Annotated in this window: 21 protein-coding genes; 12 read left to right on the plus strand and 9 right to left on the minus strand. The window is 63.6% G+C overall.

All coding sequences use genetic code 11. The features are described from left to right. Positions 1-160 precede the first annotated feature (160 nt). Genes B0G69_RS04350 through B0G69_RS04360 form a run of 3 tightly spaced genes read right to left on the minus strand, consistent with a single transcriptional unit; the run spans position 161 to position 2,906 of the window. Positions 161-784: an HAD family phosphatase gene (locus B0G69_RS04350; protein WP_121315813.1), complete on the minus strand. Its 624-nt coding sequence runs from the start codon at positions 782-784 to the stop codon at positions 161-163. A 33-nt stretch (positions 785-817) separates the two neighbouring features. Next, on the minus strand, positions 818-2,632 hold the full coding sequence (locus B0G69_RS04355; protein WP_121315814.1) for an aminopeptidase P family protein: 1,815 nt from the start codon (positions 2,630-2,632) through the stop codon (positions 818-820). Between the two features lie 19 nt (positions 2,633-2,651). Beyond that, positions 2,652-2,906, minus strand: a complete 255-nt coding sequence (locus tag B0G69_RS04360; RefSeq protein WP_121315815.1) for a hypothetical protein — start codon at positions 2,904-2,906, stop codon at positions 2,652-2,654. Positions 2,907-3,110: 204 nt separating this feature from the next. On the opposite strand from B0G69_RS04360, the gene B0G69_RS04365 reads away from it, so the two are divergent. The 7 genes from B0G69_RS04365 (at position 3,111) to B0G69_RS04395 (ending at position 9,320) form a co-directional block, all read left to right on the plus strand. Next, positions 3,111-3,821, plus strand: coding sequence for a response regulator transcription factor (locus tag B0G69_RS04365; RefSeq protein WP_121315816.1), 711 nt, complete (start codon positions 3,111-3,113; stop codon positions 3,819-3,821). Between the two features lie 74 nt (positions 3,822-3,895). Beyond that, positions 3,896-5,182 (plus strand): glutamyl-tRNA reductase, encoded by a 1,287-nt coding sequence (hemA, locus tag B0G69_RS04370; RefSeq protein ID WP_121315817.1) that lies wholly within the window; start codon positions 3,896-3,898, stop codon positions 5,180-5,182. A 121-nt stretch (positions 5,183-5,303) separates the two neighbouring features. Next, on the plus strand, positions 5,304-6,386 hold the full coding sequence (gene prfA / locus B0G69_RS04375) for a peptide chain release factor 1 (protein WP_121315818.1): 1,083 nt from the start codon (positions 5,304-5,306) through the stop codon (positions 6,384-6,386). 7 nt (positions 6,387-6,393) lie between these two features. Further along, positions 6,394-7,311 (plus strand): peptide chain release factor N(5)-glutamine methyltransferase, encoded by a 918-nt coding sequence (prmC, locus tag B0G69_RS04380; protein WP_121315819.1) that lies wholly within the window; start codon positions 6,394-6,396, stop codon positions 7,309-7,311. 105 nt (positions 7,312-7,416) lie between these two features. Next, entirely contained in the window at positions 7,417-7,728 is a 312-nt protein-coding gene (gene grxD / locus B0G69_RS04385) for a Grx4 family monothiol glutaredoxin (RefSeq protein ID WP_121315820.1), read from the plus strand. Positions 7,729-7,772: 44 nt separating this feature from the next. Beyond that, complete coding sequence (locus tag B0G69_RS04390; RefSeq protein ID WP_121315821.1) at positions 7,773-8,372, plus strand: UbiX family flavin prenyltransferase; 600 nt, start codon at positions 7,773-7,775, stop codon at positions 8,370-8,372. Positions 8,373-8,534: 162 nt separating this feature from the next. Beyond that, positions 8,535-9,320 carry a class III extradiol ring-cleavage dioxygenase gene (locus B0G69_RS04395; protein ID WP_121315822.1) on the plus strand — a complete coding sequence of 262 codons (786 nt, stop codon included), beginning with the start codon at positions 8,535-8,537 and terminating at the stop codon, positions 9,318-9,320. A 130-nt stretch (positions 9,321-9,450) separates the two neighbouring features. Here B0G69_RS04395 and B0G69_RS04400 read toward each other — a convergent pair whose 3' ends face one another. Continuing rightward, a complete protein-coding gene (locus tag B0G69_RS04400; protein WP_121315823.1) occupies positions 9,451-11,046 on the minus strand; it encodes an APC family permease in 1,596 nt (531 codons plus the stop codon). A gap of 431 nt (positions 11,047-11,477) precedes the next feature. Between B0G69_RS04400 and B0G69_RS04405 the strand changes: the two genes are divergently transcribed. Next, the gene (locus B0G69_RS04405) at positions 11,478-11,681 is read left to right on the plus strand and encodes a cold-shock protein (RefSeq protein ID WP_007180251.1); all 204 of its coding nucleotides are present in this window, start codon (positions 11,478-11,480) and stop codon (positions 11,679-11,681) included. A 114-nt stretch (positions 11,682-11,795) separates the two neighbouring features. On the opposite strand, the gene B0G69_RS04410 is transcribed toward B0G69_RS04405, so the two are convergent. Beyond that, positions 11,796-13,046, minus strand: a complete 1,251-nt coding sequence (locus tag B0G69_RS04410; RefSeq protein ID WP_121315824.1) for an Hsp70 family protein — start codon at positions 13,044-13,046, stop codon at positions 11,796-11,798. 185 nt (positions 13,047-13,231) lie between these two features. On the opposite strand from B0G69_RS04410, the gene B0G69_RS04415 reads away from it, so the two are divergent. Then, on the plus strand, positions 13,232-14,707 hold the full coding sequence (locus B0G69_RS04415; protein WP_121315825.1) for an MFS transporter: 1,476 nt from the start codon (positions 13,232-13,234) through the stop codon (positions 14,705-14,707). A 51-nt stretch (positions 14,708-14,758) separates the two neighbouring features. On the opposite strand, the gene B0G69_RS04420 is transcribed toward B0G69_RS04415, so the two are convergent. Both B0G69_RS04420 and B0G69_RS04425 read right to left on the minus strand, forming a co-directional pair. Then, positions 14,759-15,352 (minus strand): nitroreductase family protein, encoded by a 594-nt coding sequence (locus B0G69_RS04420; RefSeq protein WP_175164739.1) that lies wholly within the window; start codon positions 15,350-15,352, stop codon positions 14,759-14,761. A 188-nt stretch (positions 15,353-15,540) separates the two neighbouring features. Then, complete coding sequence (locus B0G69_RS04425; protein WP_121315826.1) at positions 15,541-16,824, minus strand: MFS transporter; 1,284 nt, start codon at positions 16,822-16,824, stop codon at positions 15,541-15,543. A 160-nt stretch (positions 16,825-16,984) separates the two neighbouring features. Between B0G69_RS04425 and B0G69_RS04430 the strand changes: the two genes are divergently transcribed. Both B0G69_RS04430 and B0G69_RS04435 read left to right on the plus strand, forming a co-directional pair. Next, positions 16,985-17,626, plus strand: a complete 642-nt coding sequence (locus B0G69_RS04430) for a TetR/AcrR family transcriptional regulator (protein WP_121315827.1) — start codon at positions 16,985-16,987, stop codon at positions 17,624-17,626. A gap of 130 nt (positions 17,627-17,756) precedes the next feature. After that, on the plus strand, positions 17,757-18,311 hold the full coding sequence (locus tag B0G69_RS04435) for a DUF1415 domain-containing protein (RefSeq protein ID WP_121319098.1): 555 nt from the start codon (positions 17,757-17,759) through the stop codon (positions 18,309-18,311). Between the two features lie 117 nt (positions 18,312-18,428). Here the strand turns inward: B0G69_RS04435 and B0G69_RS04440 are convergent, their stop codons facing one another. Next, positions 18,429-19,271: an SAM-dependent methyltransferase gene (locus B0G69_RS04440; RefSeq protein ID WP_121319100.1), complete on the minus strand. Its 843-nt coding sequence runs from the start codon at positions 19,269-19,271 to the stop codon at positions 18,429-18,431. Positions 19,272-19,655: 384 nt separating this feature from the next. Between B0G69_RS04440 and B0G69_RS04445 the strand changes: the two genes are divergently transcribed. Further along, complete coding sequence (locus B0G69_RS04445; protein ID WP_012434486.1) at positions 19,656-19,976, plus strand: hypothetical protein; 321 nt, start codon at positions 19,656-19,658, stop codon at positions 19,974-19,976. 106 nt (positions 19,977-20,082) lie between these two features. Here the strand turns inward: B0G69_RS04445 and B0G69_RS04450 are convergent, their stop codons facing one another. Further along, positions 20,083-20,292, minus strand: a complete 210-nt coding sequence (locus B0G69_RS04450; RefSeq protein ID WP_121315828.1) for a DUF1059 domain-containing protein — start codon at positions 20,290-20,292, stop codon at positions 20,083-20,085. Positions 20,293-20,681 lie beyond the last annotated feature (389 nt).

Consider the following 20,681-nt stretch of genomic DNA (forward strand, 5'->3'; position numbering starts at 1 on the left):
GCGGTGTGGGGTGCGAGGGCCGCTCGCTTGCAGGCCATGGCAGGCGAAGGACGGTGAAAGCAGGCGAGCCGCGGCGCAATAGTGAAACGAAGGCGGCGCTGCGAATAAAGCGCACGCGCCCTTCTCCCTCGTGGCGCCGTTCAAACGAGCTTCGCGCGGCTCAAACCGGCAGTCCCAATTCGCGCAGCTTCGCTTCGGTCTGCGCGGCGCTGGTGTGATGCACACCTTGCCAGCCGAGCGCGCTCGCGGCTTGCGCGTTCTTCAGATTGTCGTCGATGAAAACAAGCTCGCCGGGCTGAACGCCTGGCATCTGCACGTCGATCCGCTCACGCATGGCCGCGAAGATCGCCGGATCCGGCTTCACGAGCCCGACCCGCCCCGACACGACGATGTCGCGAAACCGCCGCAGCACCGGGTAATGCTCCCATGCATAGGGAAAAGTCTCAGCCGACCAGTTGGTGAGGCCGAACAGCGGCACGTCGGCGGCTTCGAGCTTTTCCATGATCGCGACGCCCTCCTCCAGCACGCCGGCCACCATCTCGTGCCAGCGCTCGTAGAACGCACGGATCAACACTTCGTGATCGGGAAACTTCGCAATCAGTTCGTCGGTAGCCTCGACGATCGGCTGACCGCCGTCCTGACGGACCACCCAATCCATCGAGCAGACGTGCGTCAGAAACCAGCGACGCTCGGTGTCGTCAGGAATCAGTTCGCGATACAGATACTCCGGACTCCAGTCGATCAGCACGCCGCCGAAATCGAACACCACTGCCTTGATCGTCATGCGTTCTCCGTTAGCCGACTCTGGAAGCGGCGCTCAGATGGGTTGCGTGCGCAGTTCCAGCCACGCCTTCGCGTCGCCCGACACGTGCGGCGACAGGCGCGCGCGCACCGTTTCGTGATACGCGTTGAGCCACGCGCGCTCGTCCTCGCGCAACAGCGACAGTTCGAGGCAGCGTGTGTCGATCGGGCACAGCGTCAACGTCTCGAACTTGAGGAAGTCGCCGAATTCGGTTTTACCGGCGGGCACGTTGAGCACGAGGTTTTCGATCCGCACGCCCCACTTGCCGGGCCGGTAAATGCCCGGTTCGACCGACGTGATCATGCCTTCCTCCATCGCAGTCCACGGCTCGGCGGGCGCGTAGTGCGAAATGACCTGCGGGCCTTCGTGCACGTTCAGGAAGTAGCCCACCCCGTGGCCGGTGCCGTGGCCGTAATCGGCGCCCGCTTCCCAGATCGGCGCGCGAGCGATCGCGTCGAGCATCGGCGAACGGATGCCGCGCGGGAACTGCGCGCGCGACAGCGCCATCGTGCCCTTGAGCACGGTCGTGAAATCGCGCCGCTGCGCGTCGGTGGGCGAGCCGATCGGCACCACGCGCGTGATGTCCGTCGTGCCGCTCAGATACTGCGCGCCAGAGTCGATCAGCAGCAGGCCGTCGCCCTCGATCACCGAATGCGCTTCCTCGGTCGCGCGGTAGTGCGGCATCGCGCCGTTCGCATTGAAGCCCGCGATCGTCGCGAAGCTCAACGACACGAAGCCCGGACGGCGCGCGCGCGCGGCCGACAGGCGTTCGTCGATGGTCAGCTCGGTGATCGTCTCGCGGCCCAGGGCGCTTTCGAACCACGCGAAGAATTCGGCCAGCGCTGCGCCGTCCTGCTCCATCGTCGCGCGCACATGCCCGGCTTCCGCCGCCGTCTTGCACGACTTGAAGAAGGTGGAGGGGTTGACGGACTCGACCACCTTGACCGTCGACGGCACCGCTTGCAGCGAACCGTACGTGATGCGGCGCGGATCGATCAGCAGCGTGCTGCCGGCGGGCAGTGCCGCGAGCGCATCCGCCGCCTTCGCGTACGGCTCGACGCTGATGCCGTCGCCTGCCAGCGCGGCGGCCAGTTCCGGCGACACTTTGCCGTCGGCGACGAACAGCGCCACCCGATCGACGCCGATCAGTGCATGCGCGACGAATACCGGGTTATAGCTGACGTCGGCGCCACGCAGATTCAGCAGCCACGCGAGGTCGTCGAGCGTCGAGACGAAGTGCCATTGCGCGCCCTGGTCTGCCATCGCGCGACGAATTCGCGCAAGCTTTTCCGCGCGCTCGACGCTCGCATGCGGCGCGGCGTGCTCGAACACGGCAGCGCTCGGCAGCGATGGACGCTGCGGCCAGATCGCGTCGAACAGATCGACGTCGGTGCGCAGTTGCACGCCGCGCGCGCTCAACGCCTGGCCCAATGCCCGCGCCGCCGCCACGCCGAGCACCGCCCCGTCCACGCCGACTGTGCCGCCCGTCGCCACGTTCTGCGCAAGCCATTCGAAATGCGGCGAAGTCTGCTGACCGCCGGTCATCTTCATCAATTGCACACCGGTGCCGGCCAGTTGCGCACTGGCCTGTTCCCAATAACGGCTGTCCGTCCAGACGCCCGCGAAGTCGGCGGTGACGATCAGCGTGCCGGCCGAGCCGGTGAAGCCGGACAGCCACTGACGGCCTTGCCAGCGCTCAGGCAGATACTCGGACAGGTGCGGGTCCGCGGACGGCACCAGATAGGCGGCGACGCCTTCGCGCGCCATCGCGCTGCGCAGGCTCGCGAGCCGTTCGGGGATGGAGGAAGTTTCGGGGAGTCGGGCATTCATGGAAGTCACCTGCAAAGATTCATCGACGGGAAAGCAAGCCGAGCGTCGCGGCAACGGCGATAACCGCGATGGCGGTGCATACCGGCCATTCCAGTGTATCGCCGTCATGAAAGAGACCGGTCACGTTGCCGCCCATGCGCGCGACGCTCGCGCCGAGCACACCGGCCAGCAGCGCCACCCACCAACGGGCGCGGCTCGCGCGGCGCAACGGATGCAGCGACCAGCCCGCCAGTCCGATCGCCACCCCCAACACGATGATGCCGGGCCAACCCATCAGCGGCCGAGCTCGCGCATTTTCCGATTTGTCTGATATTCGCAAGGGGGCACGACAGCTAGCATTTTTGTCTCATTAACTATTGGAAGTTCAGCACGGCGCTTTCCGCATAGCGGTTGAGTTTAGGGGTCGGGATGAGGTTAGGCAAGCCGCACACTGTGCGGAAAAATCCAATTCCCGGTCGTTGCCAGCTGAAGCCGCGCTATGCGAATCGCCCTCATCGAACCGGATGTGCAACACGCCAAACTGGTCGAGCGGCTGATCTTCGCGGGCGGCCATGTGTGCCAGCAGTTCACCGCCAGCGCGCCCTTCCTGCAGCGTGCCACCGACGAGTTCTTCGATCTTCTGATCACGGCCAGCTGGGCCGGCGACCATTGCGCCGAAGACGTGATCGCGCGCGCCCGCTCCATCCTGCCGAGCCTGCCGGTCATCGTGCTGATGTCGGCGCCGCGCGAAAGCCAGATCGTCGCCGCATTGCACGCCGGCGCCGACGATTGCCTCAACAAACCGGTGCGCGGCCCGGAAATGCTGGCCCGGGTGGACGCGCTGCTGCGCCGCGCCGGCCTGCGGCGGCCGGCCAACCGGCGGCGAGACACGATCGGCGGCTATGCATTCGACACGGCGCATTTCGCCGTCACCTTCCGCGGACTGACGGTCATCCTGACCCCCAAGGAATTCCGCCTCGCGCTGCTGCTGTTCAACAATCTGGCGCGCCCAGTGTCGCGCGCGCACATCCTCGAAACCGTCTGGGCGCGCCGCCGCGACGTCAAGTCACGCACGATCGACACACACGCGTCACGGGTACGCAACAAATTGCAGTTGCGCCCCGAACTCGGCTATGCCCTCACGCCGGTGTACGGCTACGGCTATCAGCTCGACGCGATCCCGCCAGAAGCCGTTGTGGAGGCAGATTGAAGGCGGGTTGGCGGGTGCAGGATGTAAGAATCGTGAAAACGCTATAATATTGGGCTAAACCATAGCCCCCGAAAATGCAGCTTCTCACGATCGGAATCAATCACCACACTGCGCCTGTCGCCCTGCGCGAACGCGTGGCGTTTCCGCTCGAACAGATCAAGCCTGCATTGGACACGTTCAAAAGCGTCTGGCTCGGCCACACGGCCCGCACGGCGCCGGAAGCGGCGATTCTGTCCACCTGCAACCGTACCGAGCTCTACTGCGCCACCGACGACCAGGCCGCGCGAGAAGCCGCGATCCAGTGGTTTTCGAAGTACCACAACCTGCCCATCGATGAACTCGCGCCCCACGTCTACGCGCTGCCGCAGTCGGAAGCCGTGCGCCACGCGTTCCGCGTCGCGTCGGGGCTCGACTCCATGGTGCTGGGTGAGACGCAGATCGTCGGACAAATGAAGGACGCGGTGCGCACCGCGTCGGAAGCCGGCGCGCTCGGCACCTATCTGAACCAGTTGTTCCAGCGCACCTTCGCCGTCGCGAAGGAAGTGCGCAGCACGACCGAAATCGGCGCGCAGTCGGTTTCCATGGCGGCAGCCGCTGTGCGACTCGCCCAGCGGATTTTCGACAAGGTCTCGAACCAGCGCGTGCTGTTCATCGGCGCGGGCGAAATGATCGAATTGTGCGCGACGCACTTCGCCGCGCAACATCCGCGTGAGCTGGTGGTCGCCAATCGTACGGCCGAACGCGGTTCGCGGCTCGCCGAGCGCTTCAACGGCCGGGCTATTCCGCTGTCGGAGCTGCCGGCGCGGATGCACGAGTTCGACATCATCGTGTCGTGCACGGCGTCCACGTTGCCGATCATCGGGCTCGGCGCGGTCGAGCGGGCAGTCAAAGCGCGTCGTCACCGGCCGATTTTCATGGTCGACCTCGCCGTGCCGCGCGATATCGAGCCCGAAGCCGGCCAGCTCGAAGACGTCTTCCTGTACACCGTCGACGACCTCGGCGCGATCGTCCGCGAAGGCAATGCGTCACGGCAAGCCGCGGTCGCGCAGGCCGAAGCGATCATCGAAACGCGTGTGCAGAATTTCATGCAATGGCTCGACGCACGCAGCATCGTGCCGGTGATCCGCCACATGCATACGCAGGCCGACGTGCTGCGCCGCGCCGAAGTCGAGCGTGCGCAGAAGATGCTCGCACGCGGCGACGACCCGGCCGCCGTACTCGAAGCGCTGTCGCAAGCGCTCACCAACAAGCTGATCCACGGCCCGACGCACGCGCTCAATCGCGCGAGCGGCGATAGCCGCGACACGCTCATCGAACTGATGAGCGGTTTCTACAAGCACTCCGGTTCCACCGAGCGTTAGCGGCGCAGCCAGCCGCGCTGTCCGCGCCGCCCGCCAGTGGCGCGCGACGTGCTTCCGTTCAGGGCATCCGCCCACACCCCTAGTCGCCGTCCTTCCCGGAGCCCGCTCCGAAACCCGTCCGATGAAAACGAGCATGCAACGCAAGCTCGACCAGCTCACTACGCGGCTGGCCGAACTGAACGACCTGTTGAGCCGCGAGGACATCACCTCGAATCTCGATCAATACCGCAAGCTCACGCGCGAGCACGCCGAACTCGGGCCGGTGGTCGAGCATTACGCGCTATGGCGCGAGGCGCGCAGCGACGAGGAAACCGCGCAGGAACTGCTGGCGGACACGTCGATGCGCGACTTCGCGGAAGATGAAATTCGCGCGGCGCGCGACCGCATGGAGCAGCTCGGCGCGGAGCTGCAGAAAATGCTGCTGCCGAAAGATCCGAACGACGACCGCAATATCTTCGTCGAAATCCGTGCGGGCACGGGCGGCGACGAGTCCGCGCTGTTCGCGGGCGATCTGCTGCGCATGTACCTGCGCTTTGCCGAGCGCAATCGCTGGCAGGTCGAGATGATGTCGGCGAGCGAATCGGATCTCGGCGGCTACAAGGAAGTGATCGTGCGGATCGCCGGCGAAGCCGTGTATTCGAAGCTGAAGTTCGAGTCCGGCGGCCATCGCGTGCAGCGCGTGCCGGCCACCGAAACGCAGGGCCGCATTCACACGTCCGCCTGCACGGTCGCGGTGATGCCCGAGGCTGACGAAATCGGCGAAGTCGAGATCAATCCCGCCGATCTTCGCATCGACACGTTCCGCGCGTCCGGCGCGGGCGGGCAGCACATCAACAAGACCGACTCCGCGGTGCGCGTCACGCACTTGCCGACCGGCATCGTCGTCGAGTGTCAGGACGACCGCTCGCAGCACAAGAACAAGGACCGCGCGCTGAAGGTGCTCGCCGCGCGTATCAAGGACAAGCAGTCGCATGAACAGCAGGCGAAGGAAGCCGCCACACGCAAGAGCCTGATCGGCTCGGGCGACCGCTCGGAGCGGATTCGCACGTACAACTTCCCGCAAGGGCGGCTGACCGATCACCGGATCAACCTGACGCTGTATCGGCTCGACGCGATCATGGATGGCGATCTCGACGAACTGATCGCGGCGCTCGTCAGCGAGCATCAGGCAGAGTTGCTGGCCTCCCTAGGCGACGCGGACTGACACGCCGATGATGCCCGCCACGCCAGACAACCCCGCCGACCGGGCGCCCCCGGCCACGGCGAGCACGCCCGCCGCACTGCTGCGCGCCTCGCCGCTGCCGCCGCTCGAAGCGCGGATTCTGCTCACGCACGTGCTCGGCTGGCGGCACACGCAATTGATCACGCGCAGCGATGAAGCGCTCGACAGCGCGAGCGTCCAGCGTTACCTGACACTGCAAGCGCGGCGCGTGGCCGGTGAGCCGGTCGCGCAACTGGTCGGCGCGCGGGAATTTTTCGGGCTGGATTTCGAAGTCACGCCGGATGTGCTGATTCCGCGTCCCGAGACCGAATTGCTGGTCGAAACCGCGCTGGCGGCGATGGAAAACATCGCGCGGCCGCGCGTGCTCGATCTCGGCACCGGCACCGGCGCGATTGCCGTGGCGATTGCATCGACGCGGCCCGACGCGCGGGTCTGGGCGCTCGACCGTTCAGCGGAAGCGCTGGCGGTGGCCACGCGTAACGCCGCTCGCCTGCTGGAGGCGAAACGCCCGGGCGGCACCGTATCGCTCGGGCAAAGCGATTGGTACGACTCGCTCGAGCCAGCACTGTGCTTCGACGTGATCGTCAGCAATCCGCCGTATATCGCGAGCGGCGATCCGCATTTGTCGGAAGGCGATTTGCGTTTCGAGCCGCGCGGCGCGCTCACCGATGAAGCCGACGGGCTCAACGCGATCCGCGCCATCGTCGCCGGCGCGCCCGTTCACCTCGCCGCTCATGGCGCCTTGTGGATCGAGCACGGCTACGATCAGGCGCAAGCCGTGCGCGCGCTGCTAAGCGCGCAAGGTTTCACGCAGGTGCGCTCGGAACGGGATCTTGCCGGTATCGAGCGGATCACTGGCGGGCGGCTGGGCGGCGAGGCGCCTGCATGCCCCCGACTACCCCGCTGAACACTCACAGTGGACGCACGGACAAATCGACCCTCGGCCGGCCGTACCGAAATCCGCTATCATTTCAGCCTACTCCCTACACATCACGGAACCGCAAGGTCAGTCATGGATACGCAACAACGCATCAAGCAAATCGTCGACGAAAACAACGTCGTCCTCTTCATGAAGGGCACCGCTCAGTTCCCGATGTGCGGCTTCTCCGGTCGCGCCATCCAGATTCTGAAAGCGTGCGGCGTCGGTGAGCTCAAGACCGTCAACGTCCTCGAAGACGACGAAGTCCGCCAGGGCATCAAGACGTTCTCGAACTGGCCGACCATTCCGCAGCTCTACGTGAAGGGCGAGTTCATCGGCGGCTCGGACATCATGATGGAAATGTACGAATCGGGCGAACTGCAGCAACTGTTCGCCGCGGCCTGAGCGGCCCCTGCCGTTCCGTTTATCCCGATAAGGCGCCGCGAGCCATGGAAACACGCGCTGCGGCGCCACGCCGGCTGATCGTCGCGATCACCGGCGCGAGCGGCGCCATCTACGGCATCCGGTTGCTCGAGACGCTGCGCAGGCTCGGCGGCGTCGAGAGCCATCTGCTGATTTCGAGCGCAGGCTGGCTCAATATCCAGCACGAACTCCAGTTGAGCAAGGAAGACGTGCATCCTCTCGCGGATGTCGTCCATTCGGTGCGCGATGTCGGTGCGAGCATCGCGTCCGGCTCGTTCGCCACCGACGGCATGGTGGTCGCCCCCTGCTCGATGAAGACGCTCGCAAGCGTCGCGCACGGCTTTTCCGACAACCTGATCACCCGCGCCGCCGACGTCACGCTCAAGGAGCGTCGCCGCCTCGTGTTGCTCGTTCGCGAGACGCCGTTCAATCTCGCGCATCTGCGCAATATGACGGCCGTTACCGAAATGGGCGGCGTGATCTTCCCGCCGCTGCCTGCGTTCTACAACCAACCGGCCTCGATCGACGAAATGGTCGATCACACCGTGGCGCGCGTGCTGGACCTGTTCGCGCTCGGACCGGCTTTGTCGCCCTCGTGGACGGGATTGCGCGACGCTCAGCAGTAGCAGACGTTGTCCTACCGCCTCTGCCCGGTGCGCTGCGCGCCCGAATTGATAACAACGGCGACACAATCTATTCTCTCTTCACCCGTTTATCAAACGATGGTGCGGGCCTATATTGATAGCAACCCAACTTTTGCGCCGTGTCCCTGCGACTGCGTTGCTGCCATGAACCGCCTACCCTCGCTTTTCCTGTCCCACGGCGCGCCCACGCTGCCGATCGATCCGTCGATGCCGTCCGCGGCGTTCGGCGTATTAGGCGCGCAGCTGCCGCGTCCAGAAGCTGTACTGATGCTGTCGGCCCATTGGGGCACCGCGCATCCGCTGGCGAGCACGGCCACGACGCCGGAAACCATCCACGATTTCTACGGCTTTCCGCGTCAGTTGTACGAAATCCAGTACCCGGCGCCGGGCGCGCCCGATGTCGCTCACCGCGCCGCCGCTCTGCTCGGCGAAAACGGTATCCGCGCGGACACCCAGCCGCACGGGCTCGACCACGGCGCCTGGGTACCGATGCTGCTGATGTTCCCGCACGCGGACGTGCCGGTCGCGCAGTTGTCGATCCAGCCGCACATGGACGCCGCACATCATTTCCAAGTAGGTCGTGCGCTGCGCGCGTTGAAAGACGATGGTGTGATGGTGATCGGCTCCGGCCAGATTACGCACAATCTGCGCGCCGCCGATTTCTCCGCGCGCCCGGAAGATGCTGATCCGCGCGTGACCGAGTTCACGGACTGGTTCGAAACGAAACTCGCCGCGCACGATGTCGATGCGCTGCTTGACTACCGCCGCCAGGCGCCGCACGCTGTGTTGATGCATCCGACCGACGAGCATCTGCTGCCCGTATTCGCCGCATTGGGCGCGGCGGACGACGATTATTCGCTGGCCATCCAGTCGCTCGGCACTTATCAGCGCTCGCTCGCGATGACGAACTACGTGTTCGGCAGCGCCTGAGTCTGGCGCCGGTAAGCAGCCAACGCCCTCCCACGCGACAGCCAACAAAAAAGCCCGCCTGAGCAACTCAGGCGGGCTTTTTCTCGTCCCGGACCCAACCGCGATCCGGCCGACAGGCTCAGCGCGGCGCTTAGTGCACGGCAATGCCTTCGAGCACTTCGTCGTGAGTCTGACGCTCTTCCAGATACTCCGACCGGTAGCCGCTATTCACGCCCCAGTAGTAGAACACCAGCGAGAACGCGATCACCACCAGCATGTCCCAGCCGTACGGCAGGATGCCGAAACCGCCGAACTCCTTGCTGCCGATCAGCGACAGAACCGCCATGATCGGCAGGTAGGCGACCAGCCACCATGCCGCCTTCAGATCGCGGCCCCAGCCAGCAAAACCCGACTTCGCCTGGAAGTAGAAGTACACCGGCAACGCGACGACCATCAGCAGAATGATTTCGCCGGTGAGCGGCCATTTGGCCCAGTAAAGGATCAGCGACGCACACACGAACGCGAACGGCGCGATCACCTTCATGCCGACGATGTGCAGCGGACGCTCGAGGTCCGTCGCCGCGCGGCGCAGCGCCATCAAGCTGATCGGGCCCGTCAGGTACGAGATGACCGTGGCGACCGAAATCACCGCCGCCAGCGAGCTCCAGCCGCGGAAAAAGAACAGGAAAAGGAACGACACGAACAGGTTGAACCACATTGCCTGACGCGGCACGCCATAGAACGGGTGCACGTTGCCGAACATCTTCGGCATCGTGTTGTTACGCTCCATCGCGTAAATCATGCGGGTGGTGGTCGCCATATAGGTCGTACCGGTGCCGCTCGGGCTGACGAAAGCATCCACGTACAGCAGGATCGCCAGCCAGTTCAGGTTCAGCGCGATTGCGAGTTCGGCGAACGGCGACGCGAAGTTGAAGTGGCTCCAGCCCTTCATGACGTCGCTCGGGTTCACCGCGCCGATATACGCGATCTGCAACAGCACGTAGATCACCAGCGCCAGCAGGATCGAGCCGATCACCGCGAACGGCACGCTCTTGGCCGGATTGCGCGCTTCGCCAGCGAGGTTGATCGGGCTCTGAAAACCGTTGAACGCGAACACGATGCCGCTCGTCGCGACCGCCGTCAGCACCGACGACCAACCGTACGGCGCGAACGTGCCTGTTTCGCCGAAGTTTTCCTTGTGAAAGCCGGTCAGCATCAAGCCAAGGATCGTCGCGCCGGGAATCAGGAACTTGAAGATCGTGATCGCCGAATTGGCGCGCGCGAACAGTTTGACGCCCCAGTAGTTCAGCAGGAAGTAGATGATCACGAGGCCGGCGGACAGCAATAACCCGTTAGTGGTTAATGATCCGTCGACGAAGAGCGCATGCGCCCACGCATAGGGCCACGTGCTCATATATTGAATGGATGCCTCGGCTTCGATCGGAATCACCGAAACGATCGCAATCCAGTTGGCCCACGCGCTGATAAAACCGACCAGCGCACCGTGCGAATAGCGCGCGTAGCGCACCATACCGCCGGATTCCGGAAACATCGCACCGAGTTCCGCGTAGGTCAGAGCAATCGCGAGAATCACGACTGCGCCGATGACCCAGGCGCAAATGGCGGCGGGACCGGCAATTTTGGCGGCCTTCCATGCGCCGAACAGCCAGCCCGATCCGATGATCGAGCCCAAGCCGGTCAGCAGTAGTGCGAACGGCCCGATGTTCCGTTGTATAGAACTTTTCACGTCTTCTCCTGTATCAGAACCATGTCGGCACCGCGTGACATCGCTTGTGGCGCTGGAGACGGGTGACGCGCATGCGTGCGCGGCGGACCTGTTCTGACAGGTGCAACCGACGCGCGGCGCGTAGTTTAACGGTTGCACCGACCTGATGCAGCGAAACCAAGGGTTCTCCCTGGCAAAAAGATCGAGGCGACAGAAAGCTTTGTAAGCAAAAACTGCGCCTATCCGTTAAATACAGGAAAAGATTTGACGATACTGTTGACCTTCTCTGGAAATGCCCGTATAACGTTCGGGCAGGATTTCAAGCGGCGAGTGAATTGGTCTTTCGTAGTTCGCCCATCAACGGTACTCCGGTTGGTCCCATTACCCCCTTCCTTGATTTTCATGCACCCTCTGGGCTTCGGCCTTATTCACCATCTTTAGGAACAAGTAATATGGAAACCGGTACCGTCAAGTGGTTCAATGACGCAAAGGGCTTTGGCTTCATCACGCCGGACGGCGGTGGCGAAGATCTGTTCGCGCATTTCTCGGAAATCCGCACGGAAGGCTTCAAGACGCTGCAAGAAAACCAAAAGGTTACGTTTGAAGTGAAGACGGGCCCGAAGGGCAAGCAAGCCGCTAACATCAAGCCGGTGTAAGCGACACGCTTCCTTCTGGACGCAAAAAACCCCGCCTCGGCGGGGTTTTTTTATATCCATCGCAAACTGAATGCGCTGATTATCTTCGCAGTATGCGAGGGATTAGTTTGTCGGTTATCCGAACAGACGCCGGGCGTGAATACCGAGTCCCGTTGCAACGCTGGCGAGTCGATCGCCGAATACCGCTTTCGCATCCGGAAATGCCGCCGCCAATGCGCCCGATAGAAATGCGAGCCCGGTCGAGCCGCCCGTGAAATACACTGCGCTGACGTCGCGCGGCGCGACGCCGGCCGCCTGGACCGTATCGCGCGCCGCCTGCACGATGCGTTGCGTCTCATCCTGACCGGCTTTGATGAGTTGCGCTTCGTCGAAGGCGAGCCGCAGGTCGTCTTCCACTTCGTCGAGATCGATGACGGTCTCGCCGCCTGCCGCCACACCGATCTTCGCCTCTTCCGCATGGGCCGCCAGCGCGTGCCCCAGGCGGCGCTCCACGACGCGCATCAGGCGGTCGTGGTGCTTGACGTGGGAAAACAGGTGCCGCATCAGCGCGAGTTCGCTGACGCGCTTCGGCGCGTAGACCGTGTTGATCAAGTGCCAGGTCGCCAGATCGAAGTAGATACGGTTTGGGATCTCGCGCCCTTCCGGATCGAGCGACTGATAGCCGAGTTCGCGCAAGATCGTCGCCAGTTCGACGCGGCGGTCGAAGTCCGTGCCCGCGACATGCACGCCGTGGTGCGCCAGCACGTCGTCCTTGCGCTCGACGCGCTTCATCCGTTCTGGCCCGACCCGCACCAGCGAAAAGTCAGACGTGCCGCCGCCGATGTCGGCCACCAGCACGAGCCCTTCCTCCGTCAGATGCGATTCGTAGTCGAATGCGGCCGCGATCGGCTCATACTGGAAGTGAATCTCCCGCAAGCCGACCGAGCGCGCGGCGGCCTCGAGCTGCTGCTGCGCCATCTGGTCGGCGCGTGGATCGTCGTCGACGAAAAACACCGGGCGGCCCAGCACCGCGCGATCGATCGCGCCGCCGGTGCTCTTTTCGGCCGAGCGCTTGAGGTGATCGACAAAAATCGCGATCACGTCCGTGTACTTGATCGCGGAGCCGTCGCCCAGATCCGTCGAGTTTTCGGCGAGCGGCGAGCCGAGAATGCTTTTCATCGAGCGCATCAGCCGACCATCGAAGCCGTCGATGTACGCCGCCAGCGCCGCCCGCCCGAATTCGCGGGTGTCTTCGTCGGTGTTGAAAAAGACGGAGGTGGGCAGCGTCGTGTAGGCGCCTTCGACCGGCGCGAGCTTGAGCAAAGCGCCGTCAGGCACGGCCACGGCCGAGTTGGAAGTACCGAAGTCAATCGCGCAATAGTTCATGGCAGGCATCGCCGCTCAGCTGGCGCGGACAGAAAGGGGAGCGGCTTTGTAACACGAAAGCTCAGCTAGCATCAACTAACGCTTTCGAACGGCCGCTATAACGCAAAAGATCGTTCGACGGAACGAATATTGCTCTTTTCGACAGGATACGCCGCCAAATTTTCGGATTGAGGAGACTTCAAGCAATGAGCGCGCCGCCGACTGCCGCTGTTCACGAGAAAAACGCCACGCTGATCGAAACGGACCTGCCCTCGCGGCTCGACCGGCTGCCGTGGGGCCGCTTTCATTCGCTGATCGTGGTGGCGCTGGGCGTCACGTGGCTGCTCGACGGCCTCGAAGTGACCCTGGCGGGCGCCGTCGCGAGCGCGCTGAAGTCCAGTCCGTCGTTGCGCTTTTCCAACGCCGACGTGGGCCTGGCAGGCAGCGCATACATCGCCGGCGCAGTGCTCGGGGCGCTGGGTTTCGGCTGGCTGACCGACCGGCTCGGCCGCCGCAAGCTGTTTTTCATCACGCTCGCCGTCTATCTGGCCGCGACGGCGGCGACCGCGCTTTCGTGGAATCTGGCCAGCTTCATGCTGTTTCGCTTTTTGACCGGCGCGGGGATCGGCGGCGAATACACGGCGATCAACTCGACGATCCAGGAATTCACCCCGGCGCGGGTGCGCGGCTGGACCGATCTGGGCATCAACGGCACGTTCTGGGTCGGCGCCGGGCTCGGCGCGGCTGGCTCGCTGGTGCTGCTCGATCCTCACCTGCTGCCGGCCGACTGGGGCTGGCGCGCCTGCTTCTTCATCGGCGCGGTGCTCGCCCTGGTGATCCTGCCAATGCGCATCTGGGTGCCCGAAAGCCCGCGCTGGCTGTTGACGCACGGCGACGAGCCCGACGCGCGCTCGATCGTCGAAGGCATCGAAGGGCGTTTTCGCGACGAAGGCCACACGCTCTCCGACGACCAGCTCACACGTCTGCGGCTGCGCGCCCGTGCGCATACGCCGTTGCGCGAGGTGTTCCATACGCTCTTCAACGTGCACCGGCGCCGCGCGCTGGTCGGCCTCACGTTGATGACCGCGCAGGCGTTCTTCTACAACGCGATTTTCTTCACTTACGCGCTCGTGCTCACCGACTTTTACCAGGTGCCGGGCGACCACATCGGCTGGTATCTGCTGCCCTTCGCGCTCGGCAACTTTCTCGGACCGCTGCTGCTCGGACGGCTTTTCGACGTGATCGGGCGGCGCAAGATGATCGCGGCGACTTACGGCATGTCCGCGATTCTGCTGACGCTGAGCGGGTATCTGTTCGAGCAGCAGTTGCTCACCGTCGTCACGCAGACGATTGCCTGGATGGTGATTTTCTTCTTCGCGTCGGCAGCGGCGAGTTCGGCGTATCTGACGGTCAGCGAGTCATTTCCGCTCGAAATCCGCGCGCTGGCGATTGCAATCTTCTACGCGTTCGGCACGGCGCTCGGCGGCATCATCGGCCCGGCGTTTTTCGGGAGACTGATCGACACGCATCAGCGCAGCGCAGTGTTCTCGGGCTACCTGGTGGGATCGGGGCTGATGCTCGTGGCGGCTGTGGTGGCGGCGATCTGGGGCGTGGACGCGGAGCGGAAATCGCTCGAACATGTGGCGACGCCGCTCTCGAGCGTCGCGGACGAGGTGGAATAAACAACGCGCGGACGGTGCCGCGCGCTTTTCGCATCTAGCGCGGTGAGCCGCTCACAGAGCCTTCTTCCAGCCGCCGCCGTAGGCGACGTCGGCGAGCGGCAGACGCTGACGCACCGATTTCTCGCGCTCGCGCAGCACCGGATCGAGCTTGTCGACTTCGCCGTAGTGGCCGAGCGAAATGATCGCGATCACGTCGACGTCGTTCGGCAACGCGAATGTCGTGCGGAACGCGTTCGGATCGAAGCCGCTCATCTGATGTGCGGCCAGCCCGAGCGCATGTGCCTGCAACACCAGCGCCATCGCGGCGGAACCGGCATCGTACGCGGCGCAGCGGTTCACTTCACCCTTGTTGGTCAGCGTGTGCGTGGTCACGGCGATCAGCACCGGCGCGCGCGAATTCCAGCCCTGGTTGAACGGCACCAGCGTCGCGAAAGCCTGCTTGAACGAAACTTCATCGACACTGCGATCGAAGACGAGAAAACGCCACGGCTGCGCGTTGTAGGCAGACGGCGCCCAGCGCGCCGCTTCGAGCACGGAGCGCAAATGCTCCCGACTCACCGGCTCGCTCGAATATGCGCGTGGGCTCCAGCGGCCCGCAATCAGCTCGTGAATGGCAACTTCGGTAGGGGCGGGTTTGTTGGTCATGCGCTTCTCTCGGTCGAAATTCATGATCGCCGGGCGGTCGCCCGGGGTCACATAGCATAACCGGGGTTCGGCGCGCGCGCTCCAACAAGCAGTCAGTTTGTTTTCGCGTGGCTTGCCAAAGGAAACGGCCGCCGGATTCACCCGGTGGCCGTCCATGTTGCTTCGTTGCTTCATAACGCAGCGCAGCTTTACACCGCCTGCGGCTGCGGCACTTTCGCGGGCCGATTGATCCGCAACACGATCACTGCGGCGACCAGACACAGCCCACCCGAAATCATCGACGCCACCGTGTACGTGCCGAGGCTCGCGCGCAGCATGCCCGCGCCCAGCGCCGCGAACGCCGCGCCGAGCTGGTGGCCCGCGACCACCCAGCCGAACACCACGGGCGCCGCTTCCTTGCCGTACACATCGGTTGCGAGACGCACGGTCGGCGGAACGGTGGCGATCCAGTCGAGTCCGTAGAACACGGCGAACAACGGCAGACCGAAGAAGTCGATACCGAACGCGTGCGGCAAATACATCAGCGACAAGCCCCGCAAGCCGTAATACCAGAACAGCAACACGCGGCTATTGAAGCGGTCCGACAGCCAGCCCGACAGCGTCGTACCGAACAGATCGAAGATGCCCATCGCGGCGAGCAGCGACGCACCCTGCACCTCAGTCATGCCGTAGTCGCCGCACATCGCGATCAAGTGGGTGCCGACATAGCCGTTGGTGCTCGCGCCGCAGATAAAGAAGCTGAAAAACAGCAGCCAGAAATCACGGGTTTTGCTCGCCATGGCCAGCGTGCCGAACGCGATAGCGAGCGGATTCTGTTTGGTGACGGTGCTCGCGACCGGCGCGTCGTGCGGTTCGCCATACGGACGCAGTTTCATGTCGACGGGGCGCTCGGGCAGCAGAAACGCGACCAGCGGAATCACCACCGCCGCCGCGAGTGCGACGACCCACACGACCTGACGCCAGCCGTAATGCTCGGCGATGGCCGCGAGCATCGGCAGGAACACCAGTTGGCCGGTGGCCGAACTGGCCGTGAGAATGCCCATGACGAGGCCGCGGCGCGTGGTGAACCAGCGCGTCACCACGGTCGCGGACAGCGACAGCGCGGCGACGCCGGTCGAACCGCCCACCATCACGCCCCAGATCAGCACCATCTGCCACGGATGCGTCATCAGCGACGACAGCGCTACGCCCGCCGCCATCGTGCCGAGCGCGACGAGCAGCGTGGGACGCACGCCGAAGCGCTGCATGGCCGCCGCCGCGAACGGCCCCATCAGGCCGTAGAGTGCGATGTTCACGGAGATCGCCAGCGAGATCGTCGCGCGGCTCCAGCCGAACTGGTGCTCGAGCGGCACCATCATCACGCTCGGCGTGGCGCGCGTGCCGGCCGCCGCCAGCAATACCAGAAACACCACCGCGACTGTCAACCAGCCGTAGTGGAAGCGTCCGCCAATCAGTCTCGCTGCCCAGTTCATTGGTTCTCCAATCGACGCTTCGCCTCGCAGGCTGCGTCGTTCGCATTATTACGAATTCCGTAAATGATTTGTGACAGATCAGTCACAATAGTGTTGCGATATTAGTTACTGGTCGGTAACATGTCAAGGCGTCAATTGAGTTCCGATCAGGTGGCCCATCATGTCCGAGAGCAACACTCCCAAGCCGACCGGTAAAGCCCGTGCGCGCGGTGCGCAGACGGCCGGGCCGCAGGCGCAGCGCAATCTGCTGCACGCCGCGAGCGAACTGTTCTACCGCGAAGGCGTGCGTACGGTTGGCGTCGACGCGGTGGTCGAGCGTGCAGGCGTGAACAAGATGAGTTTGTACCGCCAGTTCTCGTCGAAAGACGAATTGGTGATGGCTTATCTGGAACAGCAGGACGAGCGGTTCTTCGGCTACGTGGAGAGGAGTTTCGCGAAGTATCCGGGCGAGCCGGCGAAGCAGCTTCAGCAGTATTTCGACGACCTCTCGGTGCGCGCGTCGGTGGACGACTATCGCGGCTGTCCGTTCGTGAACGTGTCGGTGGAGTTTTCGGACCCCACGCATCCGGCCCGGCAGTTCGTCTTTCGCAACAAGCAGCGTTTGATGGCACGGCTCATCGAACTGTCGACGGCGGCCGCCGCTGACGATCCAGAGGCGCTCGCGAATGCACTCGCTGTGGTGATGGAGGGCGTCTATGCGGCCAGCCAGACTTACGGCCCAGGGTGCGGGCCTATCCTGGCCGCACCGAAAGTCGCCGCGCAGTTGATCGCCGCCGCATGCGGTGGGACGCGGGCGGTTTGATCTGAAGCAGGGTCGAGCCGGGGTTGCGCCTTTTGCGCGCCGGGGATCGCGCCATGAGCAGAGCGGCGCCGGCTCGCGCCGTTAGAATGGTGCTTTTCCCCACCCGCCTTTGTCCGCCGTGTCGCCTGCCATGCCGTTGCCCGCCGAATCCCACGATGCCGTCGTTGCCGCCACCCGTCACTGGCTGACCGAGGCCGTGATCGGACTCAATTTGTGTCCTTTCGCGAAAGCCGTGCACACGAAGGGGCAAATTCGCTACGCCGTGAGCGAGGCCGTGGACATGGAAGCCGTCTTGACCGATCTCGAAGCGGAGTTGCAGACGCTGGAGGCCGCCGATCCGGAGGCCATCGACACCACGCTGCTGATCCTGCCGCGCGCGCTCGGCGATTTTCTCGACTTCAACGATTGCCTGTTTTTCGCCGACCGGCTCATCAAGCAGCTTCGGCTCGAAGGTGTCGTTCAGATCGCGAGCTTTCACCCCTCTTACCAGTTCGAAGGCAGCGCCCCGGACGATATCGAGAACTACACGAATCGGGCACCCTATCCGATCCTGCATCTGCTGCGCGAAGACAGCATCGAGAGAGCGGTTCAGGCGTTCCCCGATGCCGAAGATATTTACGAGCGCAATCAGGCGACGTTGCGGCGAATCGGTCTTGCAGGCTGGAACGAATTGATGAAGCGCTGAACGTAGGCGCGGGGACAGAGAGCGGCAATGCAATCCCGGTGGCGCGAATGGCGCTCGCCCGCAAAAGCCGCTTTTCTCACTGAAGAAGCCTCACCTCATCGGCCGGAACACATCACATCAGGCCTCAACAAAAAACCGCTCTTTCAACTCCTGAATACCGAGCGTGTCCATCACTTCGTTGAGCCGTTCGGCCGGCCGGCGCCGCGGCAGATTCTTGTATTGCGCGATGATCAGTTCGTTTTTCATCGAATGCTCCCAGCCGACCAGTTCGGTCACGCTGACCTGATACCCATGCGCCTCGAGCTGCAGGCAGCGCAGCACATTCGTGATCTGGCTGCCGAATTCCCGCGTGTGCAACGGGTGCCGCCAGATCTCGGTCAACGCGTTGCCGAGTGACTTGCCCTTGTTCTGCCGTAGCACGCCGGCCACCTCGGCCTGACAGCATGGCACCACTACGATGTACTTGGCCCGCTTGTCGAGCGCGAATCGGATCGCGTCGTCGGTAGCGGTATTGCACGCGTGCAGCGCCGTCACGATGTCGATCTGCGCCGGCAAACGCGTCGACGAAATCGACTCCGCGACCGACAGGTTCAGAAACGACATCCCCGTGAAACCCAGCCGCACGGCCAATTCTTCGGACTTCGTAACGAGATCTTCGCGGGTTTCAATGCCGTAAATGTGTGAAGCCCCACCCGCCGCGCTCTGAAACTCCTTGAAGAAAAGATCGTAAAGAATAAAACCTAGGTATGACTTGCCCGCGCCGTGGTCGACGAGCGTCAAGGCGCCTTGCTGGTCCTTGAGGTCCTTGAGCAGCGGCTCGATGAACTGGAACAGGTGATAGACCTGCTTCAGCTTGCGGCGGCTGTCCTGATTCATCTTGCCGTCGCGCGTGAGGATATGGAGCTCCTTCAGCAACTCGACGGATTGGTTCGGACGGATTTCGTGGGTTTTGCTGGACATCGTAGGTACCGCCAACAATTGCAGCGCGAACGTGCGACAGATGACGGAAAAAGGGAAAAGTTGCTGCCAGTTTACCCAAAGTGCGACTCGCTCACCCAGCGAGCCGCGGAAACCATGCGAGAAATGCATTAACCTGGAACGTTTCCTGCTCGAAAAGCATCACGGGAAACGTGCCGGGAGTGACTGAAAAACAGCTTGCGCCCCGGCTTCGGCCGATCCCGCAAGCCGTGTCGCCGATAACAAGAAGCTGCCGGCCGTGGCACCGAACACGCGAACCGAATGCATGTGGGGAAGACGGCCCCAGAAAGTGGGCCGAACGTTACGTAACAAGCAGCGCGCCGAGACTTCAACCGGACGCGTGCTCGGATGATAGAAGAGGCGGCAATGGATACGGTACCCAACGGAAACGTGGAACAAAAATTTCAGGAAATGCTGGCGAAGCTCATCGCGACGCCGGCCTGGTCGGAGAAGCAGCAACTCGAACTGGAGATGGCGCGCGACATCTCCACCGAAATGCTGCGCCTCGCCGAAGTCATGCGCGATGGCAGCGTCGACATGGAAACGTGTCTGACGATGCTCAAGTACGCCAAAGTGCTCGACTTCGTGATGACCACGCTCGCGTCGCGACGCGACATCAAACCGCAAACGCTGCGGGTCATCTTCAAGCTCGCCGGGCTGAAGGTGGACGAGGCGTACCCCGGCTAGCGTTCAGGAGAACCCCTTACGCGAGAACGCCGCGATCCGCGGGCGACGGCTCCAAGCCGCGCGCCCGGGTCGGACGAGACATTTTTCGTCCGCAAGGACGATTCCCTCACGCGCGCGGCGCCTCAGCCGGCGGTGTGCCTTCATGAAACAGCGTCTTGAGTTGCGAACGCAGTTCCGGCGAATCCGAGTGCTTGTGGATCGCAACGGCGTGCTGCACGGCGGCTTCGAGCAATTCGCTGTCGCTGTCGGCGGATAGCGCGACGGTGCAGTTCATTTCGCTCGGGAATTCGCGGCAATCGATGTATTTGCGGCTCATGGCTGGCTCCTTGATTTTTCAAACAATCGACCCTCCGCGCGAGCGGCGCACGCGCGAGCCATGACGCCGGCCGTCGCGCGGCGGCGATCGCCGCGATGCCGGCATTTGCCGGCCTTGCGTGCAGCATTGATCGCAGCGGTGGCCGCGTCGGGGCGGTAAGCAGTCGGTGGCCTGGTTTTGATGCGAGAAAGACGCGCACGGCGTCCGAGGGAAGGTGTTTGAAAGTATAGGTCGCGCGGGTCTGGAACACAGATGCGAACGTGCGCCGGACGGCTGCGCAAGCCCCTGAACGCAGCTTTTTTCGGCCTGCCGTGTTGGCCGTGCGTTTGCCCTGTGCCGTGCGCGGTGTGAAAATAGCGCCCTTCGCGCCGCTCGGGATCGTTCGGTCC

Origin of the sequence: Paraburkholderia sp. RAU2J (genome assembly GCF_003634845.1) — a bacterium.
GTDB lineage: Bacteria > Pseudomonadota > Gammaproteobacteria > Burkholderiales > Burkholderiaceae > Paraburkholderia > Paraburkholderia fynbosensis.